6 protein-coding genes are annotated in these 5,275 nt (G+C 45.7%); 5 read left to right on the forward strand and 1 reads right to left on the reverse strand.

Annotation, left to right across the window (positions count from 1 at the left end):
- Positions 1–87: 87 nt before the first annotated feature.
- Positions 88–1,332, reverse strand: a complete 1,245-nt coding sequence (locus tag LC574_RS25090) for a glycosyltransferase (protein WP_229456258.1) — start codon at positions 1,330–1,332, stop codon at positions 88–90.
- Between the two features lie 342 nt (positions 1,333–1,674).
- Between LC574_RS25090 and LC574_RS25095 the strand changes: the two genes are divergently transcribed.
- The 5 genes from LC574_RS25095 to LC574_RS25115 all read left to right on the forward strand — a co-directional run bounded on the left by LC574_RS25095 (position 1,675) and on the right by LC574_RS25115 (position 4,991).
- Complete coding sequence (locus tag LC574_RS25095) at positions 1,675–2,598, forward strand: energy-coupling factor ABC transporter permease (RefSeq protein WP_229456259.1); 924 nt, start codon at positions 1,675–1,677, stop codon at positions 2,596–2,598.
- Positions 2,591–3,244 carry an energy-coupling factor transporter transmembrane protein EcfT gene (locus LC574_RS25100; protein ID WP_229456260.1) on the forward strand — a complete coding sequence of 218 codons (654 nt, stop codon included), beginning with the start codon at positions 2,591–2,593 and terminating at the stop codon, positions 3,242–3,244. Before LC574_RS25095 ends, LC574_RS25100 begins: the two co-directional genes overlap by 8 nt.
- A 29-nt stretch (positions 3,245–3,273) precedes the next feature.
- Positions 3,274–4,038, forward strand: a complete 765-nt coding sequence (locus LC574_RS25105) for an energy-coupling factor ABC transporter ATP-binding protein (protein ID WP_229456261.1) — start codon at positions 3,274–3,276, stop codon at positions 4,036–4,038.
- A 6-nt stretch (positions 4,039–4,044) separates the two neighbouring features.
- Positions 4,045–4,266 (forward strand): hypothetical protein, encoded by a 222-nt coding sequence (locus LC574_RS25110; protein WP_229456262.1) that lies wholly within the window; start codon positions 4,045–4,047, stop codon positions 4,264–4,266.
- Between the two features lie 248 nt (positions 4,267–4,514).
- On the forward strand, positions 4,515–4,991 hold the full coding sequence (locus LC574_RS25115) for a hypothetical protein (RefSeq protein ID WP_229456263.1): 477 nt from the start codon (positions 4,515–4,517) through the stop codon (positions 4,989–4,991).
- The last annotated feature ends 284 nt before the right edge of the window (positions 4,992–5,275 follow it).

Consider the following 5,275-nt stretch of genomic DNA (forward strand, 5'->3'; position numbering starts at 1 on the left):
GAATGGACTTGTAGATTTGACGTTTTAGATTTCAGTTCGTTCTAAAGTCTAAGAACAAAAATCAAAATCTCAAATCCGTCGTTGTGATTATTTCACATCAGTGACGCGCCAGCTAAGTTTCAAATTAATCCAGAAATTCCAGATGGTAGCAACTGCGATCGCAATAAAGTTGGCAATATAACGGTTAGGAATAAGAAAATTGAATACCAAATTTAATACCAATACATTCAATACCAGTCCAGCAAGACAAATGGCGTTGAATTTCACAAACCGCTTCAGCCGTTGTTGCCATCCTTGCTGTTTGGCGCTGACATCGGCAAATGTCCAAGCGTCATTCCAGAAGAAATTATTTAAAATTGCAATCTCACCAGCAATAATTTTGCTGCGTGTCAGTGGCCAAGCCAAGGTAGTCGGATCGCTAAGTAAGTAAAGTATTGTCATATCCACAAATACGCCACTAAAGCCAACCAACCCAAAGCGGACGAATCGACCAATTGGGAAATTGACTTTTCTACTCAATGGTCCTACCCGTCCTGTGGAAAGCCGCAACCGTACCAAGTGGTGGATGTAATCTATATATTGCTTCCATGTCACCTTACTCTCACCCTCTTTGCGTTCGCAGAACACATACCCAACTTCGGCGACTTGATCTACCTTTCCCCGCCCGATTACTTCTAGAAGAATTTTGTATCCAACTGGATTGAGTGTTGCATTGGCGATCGCACTCCGGCGCACCATAAAATAACCACTCATTGGGTCGGAAACTCTACCCAGTACCCCCGGTAAAATCACTAAGCCCAACAACTGAGCGCCACGAGACAAGACACGCCTAACAACACTCCAGCTACTGACGCCGCCTCCGTCCACATGGCGACTGGCTACTGCCAAATCTGCTCCCTGCTCAACACTACGCAACAGTTGCATCAGCACCTCTGGTGGATGCTGCAAATCTCCATCAATCACCCCCAACACATTCCCTGTGGCTGCTTGCCACCCACGAATCACCGCTGAGGATAGCCCCCGTTCCTGTTGCCGTCGCATCACCCGCAACTGGGGGTATTCTGTGATCAAGGATTGTGCTATTTCCCAAGTTCGGTCTGGGCTATCATCGTCTACCACAATCAATTCATAGTTTCCTGGAATAGATTCATCCAGTAACTGACTTAATATACTGACCACATTTTTGATGTTGTCACGTTCTTTATAAGTAGGAATTACTAGGGAAAGATAGATAGATTCACCACCTGTACCCACATCGCTAGGGGGCAACTCTGAAATCTTTAGTGGCCCAGTTGGTACTGTTAACAGCGAGTTGGATGAGTTTGTCTTCATAATTTCACATTACAATAAAGTTAATAGAAATTAATAAACTAGGAAATAAGTATACTATAGGAATCGTATTTGATTTTTGAAATTATCTACGTAGGCGGGGAGTGGGGAGTAGGGAGTAGGGAATAAGGAATTAGGCTTTTCGAGTTGTACCGAGCTTTTTCAGAAATCAAATATTAGTCCTATATTTAGCAGCCATTGGATAGTAAATATCTCGAAAGTCACAGCATAAAATCCCCTAAGAGGGCATTGCAAAAAAGGTGAGAATTTTGTTTGTTATTAATTTAATGCCTTTGTTTTATTGCTTGTATTGAGTAAATAAACGTCTATTGTACAGGGTAGATCATGCATATTCCTGATGGATTTGTTTCTGTTCCAGTGGCAGGGGCTACTGGTTTAGCGAGTGTAGCAGCACTCTTTATTGCCTTAGAGCGATCGCAGCAGGCTTTTGGTATCCGTCGTGCGCCCATACTGGGGCTAACCACCGCCTTTATCTTTGCCGCCCAGATGATCAATTTTCCGGTAGCAGGGGGTACTAGTGGTCACTTGTTGGGGGGAACCTTAGCTGCGATCATTTTGGGCAGTCCGTGGGCAGGAACGTTGTGTATCGCCACAGTTTTAATTATTCAAGCTGTGCTATTTGCTGATGGTGGCATTACAGCCTTGGGAGCGAATATTTTGAACATGGGAGTAGTTGGTGTTTGGGTTGGCTGGGTTTTAACCCAAACCTTGCAGAGGCTGTTTGGAGGGTCTAAAGGGCGCTTACCTTTAGCTGCTGGCATTGCAGCTGGCGTAAGTGTAGTGGTAGCTGCTGTCGCTTGTGCCATTGAGTTAGCCCTTTCAGGAACTGCACCCGTAGCTATAGTTTTACCAGCTATGACTGGTGTGCATATTCTGATTGGCATTGGCGAAGGGATAATTACTGGGGGTGTGCTGACTTATTTAGCCACAGCCAGACCAGATTTGTTACCAGGGGAACAGCAGGAGTTTCGCGGTTGGTCTGTACCCATTGTCGCCATTTTCTTGATTGCGGGAGTGCTATCACTCTTTGCCTCAGCATGGCCTGATGGTTTGGAGAAAGTCGCCGAAAATACGGGCTTCATCGACTTAGCCGAGAAAGTACGGGTAATTGTGCCGACTCCCTTAGCTGACTATGGTATTGAAGGTTTGGGGCCAATTGGCACAAGTATCGCTGGACTTTTGGGAGCTACGGTTTGCTTTGCTGTTGCCTTTGGAATTGCCAAGGTAGTGAAACCGAAGAATGCTTAAACTTTCCTTGCCGTTACGTTTGCAACTGTCACTAGTGATTGTAGTGGGAGCAGCTTTATTAAAGCATTATGCTTGGTATTGCTTAGGTGTATATGGCGCGATCGCACTTTTATGGGCTTGGCTGTTGCGCGTACCCATTCGCCGCTTGGGAGGATTACTCGGTACAGAATTGATTTTTTTGTCATTGCTGGCATTGCCCTTGGGATGGGAACGAGCCAGTTTTTTGCTAGTTCGTTCTCTGGTTTGTTTGGTTACTATGAATAGTTTTTTGTTAACCTTACCGCCTCACAGTTTCGGCATCGCCCTCAAAGGCTTACCCGTACCAGCACCTTTAAAAGAAAACTTGTTGTTAGCAGGGCAATATATGGAAATTTTGCTCTCAGAAGTGACGCAGATGCAGCGTAGCGCTCAATTACGCGGTTTGAATGGAACTGCGGCATGGCTGCGCTACGCTAGTGCTGCCATGATTGGAGCCTTGTATCTCCGTAGTCTAGACAGGGCAGAGCGAGTCTATGCGGCAATGGTAACTCGTGGTTACAACGGGCAATTGCCCATAGATTCTACCCTCAGACCAAAAGAGCGTTTTGCCATACTAGCAGCTTGGGCGATCGCTGCTTGTGTAACTATTACTTCCTACAGAATTTAGTGCAGTTGTCAATATTGAGTTTGTGAATTTTGAAATCTTTAACTTCTAATCCCCAATCACCAACCCATAACCCCCACGCACCCGTAGTCGAGGTTGAGAACTTGGTGTATGCCTATTCCCGCCAAGAGCCAGTATTACAAGAAATTTCTTTTACCTTAAATCCGGGCGATCGCGTGGCCTTGATGGGAGCAACTGGTTCTGGAAAAAGCACCTTGCTGGAGAACCTAATCGGCTTAAAACAACCGCAAGCTGGGAAAATTACGATTAATGGCATCCCGGTAGAACCGAAAACTCTAGCCCAAGTACGTCGTCAAATCGGCTTTAGCTTCCAAGATGCCAACGACCAACTATTTATGCCCACCATCTTAGAAGATATCACCTTTGGGCCACGCAACTATGGAATGTCACCAGCTAAAGCTTGCGATCGCGCCCGGCAGTTATTAGCTGATTTTGGCCTCCTTGCCTACGCCAATCGTTCCGCCCACGAACTCTCCGGTGGACAAAGACGCCTAGTCGCCCTAGCCTCAATTTTAGCCCTAGACCCGACAATTCTAATTTTGGATGAGCCGACTAACGGTCTTGATCCAGCATGGCGGCGTCATTTGGCGCAAGTGTTGTTAAAGTTACCAGTGCAGGTGATATTAATTGCTTCTCATGACCTACATTGGCTAGGCAGAGTTACTCAACGCGCTTTGGTACTGTCTGGTGGCCGCATTCAAATAGACAGCAATATTCAGCCACTTTTGCAAGATGGTGCTACTTTAGACCAATTGGGTTTGCCGACAGATTGGTAATTCCAGATGAGGGGGCAGGGGGCAGGGGAAGCAGGGGAGGATGAGGGAGATGAGGGAGATGAGGGAGATGGGGGAGCAGGGGGAGCAGGGGAGGATGAGGGAGATGAGGGAGATGGGGGAGCAGGGGGAGCAGGGGAGGATGAGGGAGATGAGGAAGACAAGGCGAATAACCAATGCCCAATGCCCAATGCCCAATGCCCCTACCTTAGTTACCTTATTTTCTCGTAATATTGGATACTATATTCTCGGTTTTATAAGAAGAATTCAGAACTCAGGAGCGGAGCCGGAGACGCTCCGCCTCCGGTCAGAAAACAGGTATGAATTCTGTACGAGTGGGTGACGAATATTGGTTAAAACCTCGCCCGAAGTTAAGCGAAAAAAATTAAAATATTCTCGCCTTAAAACTCTATCCCTTTATGGGTAGAGTATTCTGAATTCTGAATTCTGACTCCTATTTTATTGGTGTTGGGGTGTTAATGTCTGTTTCACATAAATATACCGTTATTGCTCCTGTTAGCCTAAGCATTGCTTTGTTCATTACTAGTTGCAGCGAAAATAAAGTCTCCCAGTGCCAGCGACTGATTCGAGTTGTGAATGCCGGAACTTCTCTGATTGATAAAAATAAAGGAACGCAAGTAATCACCAGCATACAGCTATCTAAAGATTTAGAATTTGTGACTAAATCGATTAAGGAACTGAATTTAAAAGATCCTAAGCTGAAAGAATTTCAAAGCGGTTTTGTCAAGATTTTTCAAAATCTTAGTCAAGCGATCGCCATTGCAGCTAGGGCGCTTGGTGTAACCAAGACAGCAGACGCCTCGACACCTGGTAGAGAAAAAATCCAAAAGGCGAGAGCCGAAATTGACTCAGCACTGACAACAGCTACAACACTTGGCAAGCAGTCGGATACATTAGTCAATCAGATGAATAAATACTGTAGCCAGCCAGAATAATCTATCTGAGAGGATGTTTGAAAAGTGTTTGACTGTGATTTTAATCACCCCCCTTAATCCCACGCCACTTGCTTGGCTGTCGGCAGAGCCGCCCAACGCAGTGGCTCCCCGATGTATTGGGGGGAAACCAGAAAATCCAGTTCCCTCCCCTTTATAACTACGGTGTACACACAAGTCTCTACGTTGTTCTTTGAATCTGGGTTTTACTCCACCCTAACCACTGCTTGAATTCAATGAACGATACCTCCAATTCAATAAACGACCACCCGAATTCAATAAATGAC

The sequence above is a fragment of the Nostoc sp. CHAB 5715 genome (genome assembly GCF_020829685.1).
Taxonomy (GTDB): domain Bacteria; phylum Cyanobacteriota; class Cyanobacteriia; order Cyanobacteriales; family Nostocaceae; genus Nostoc.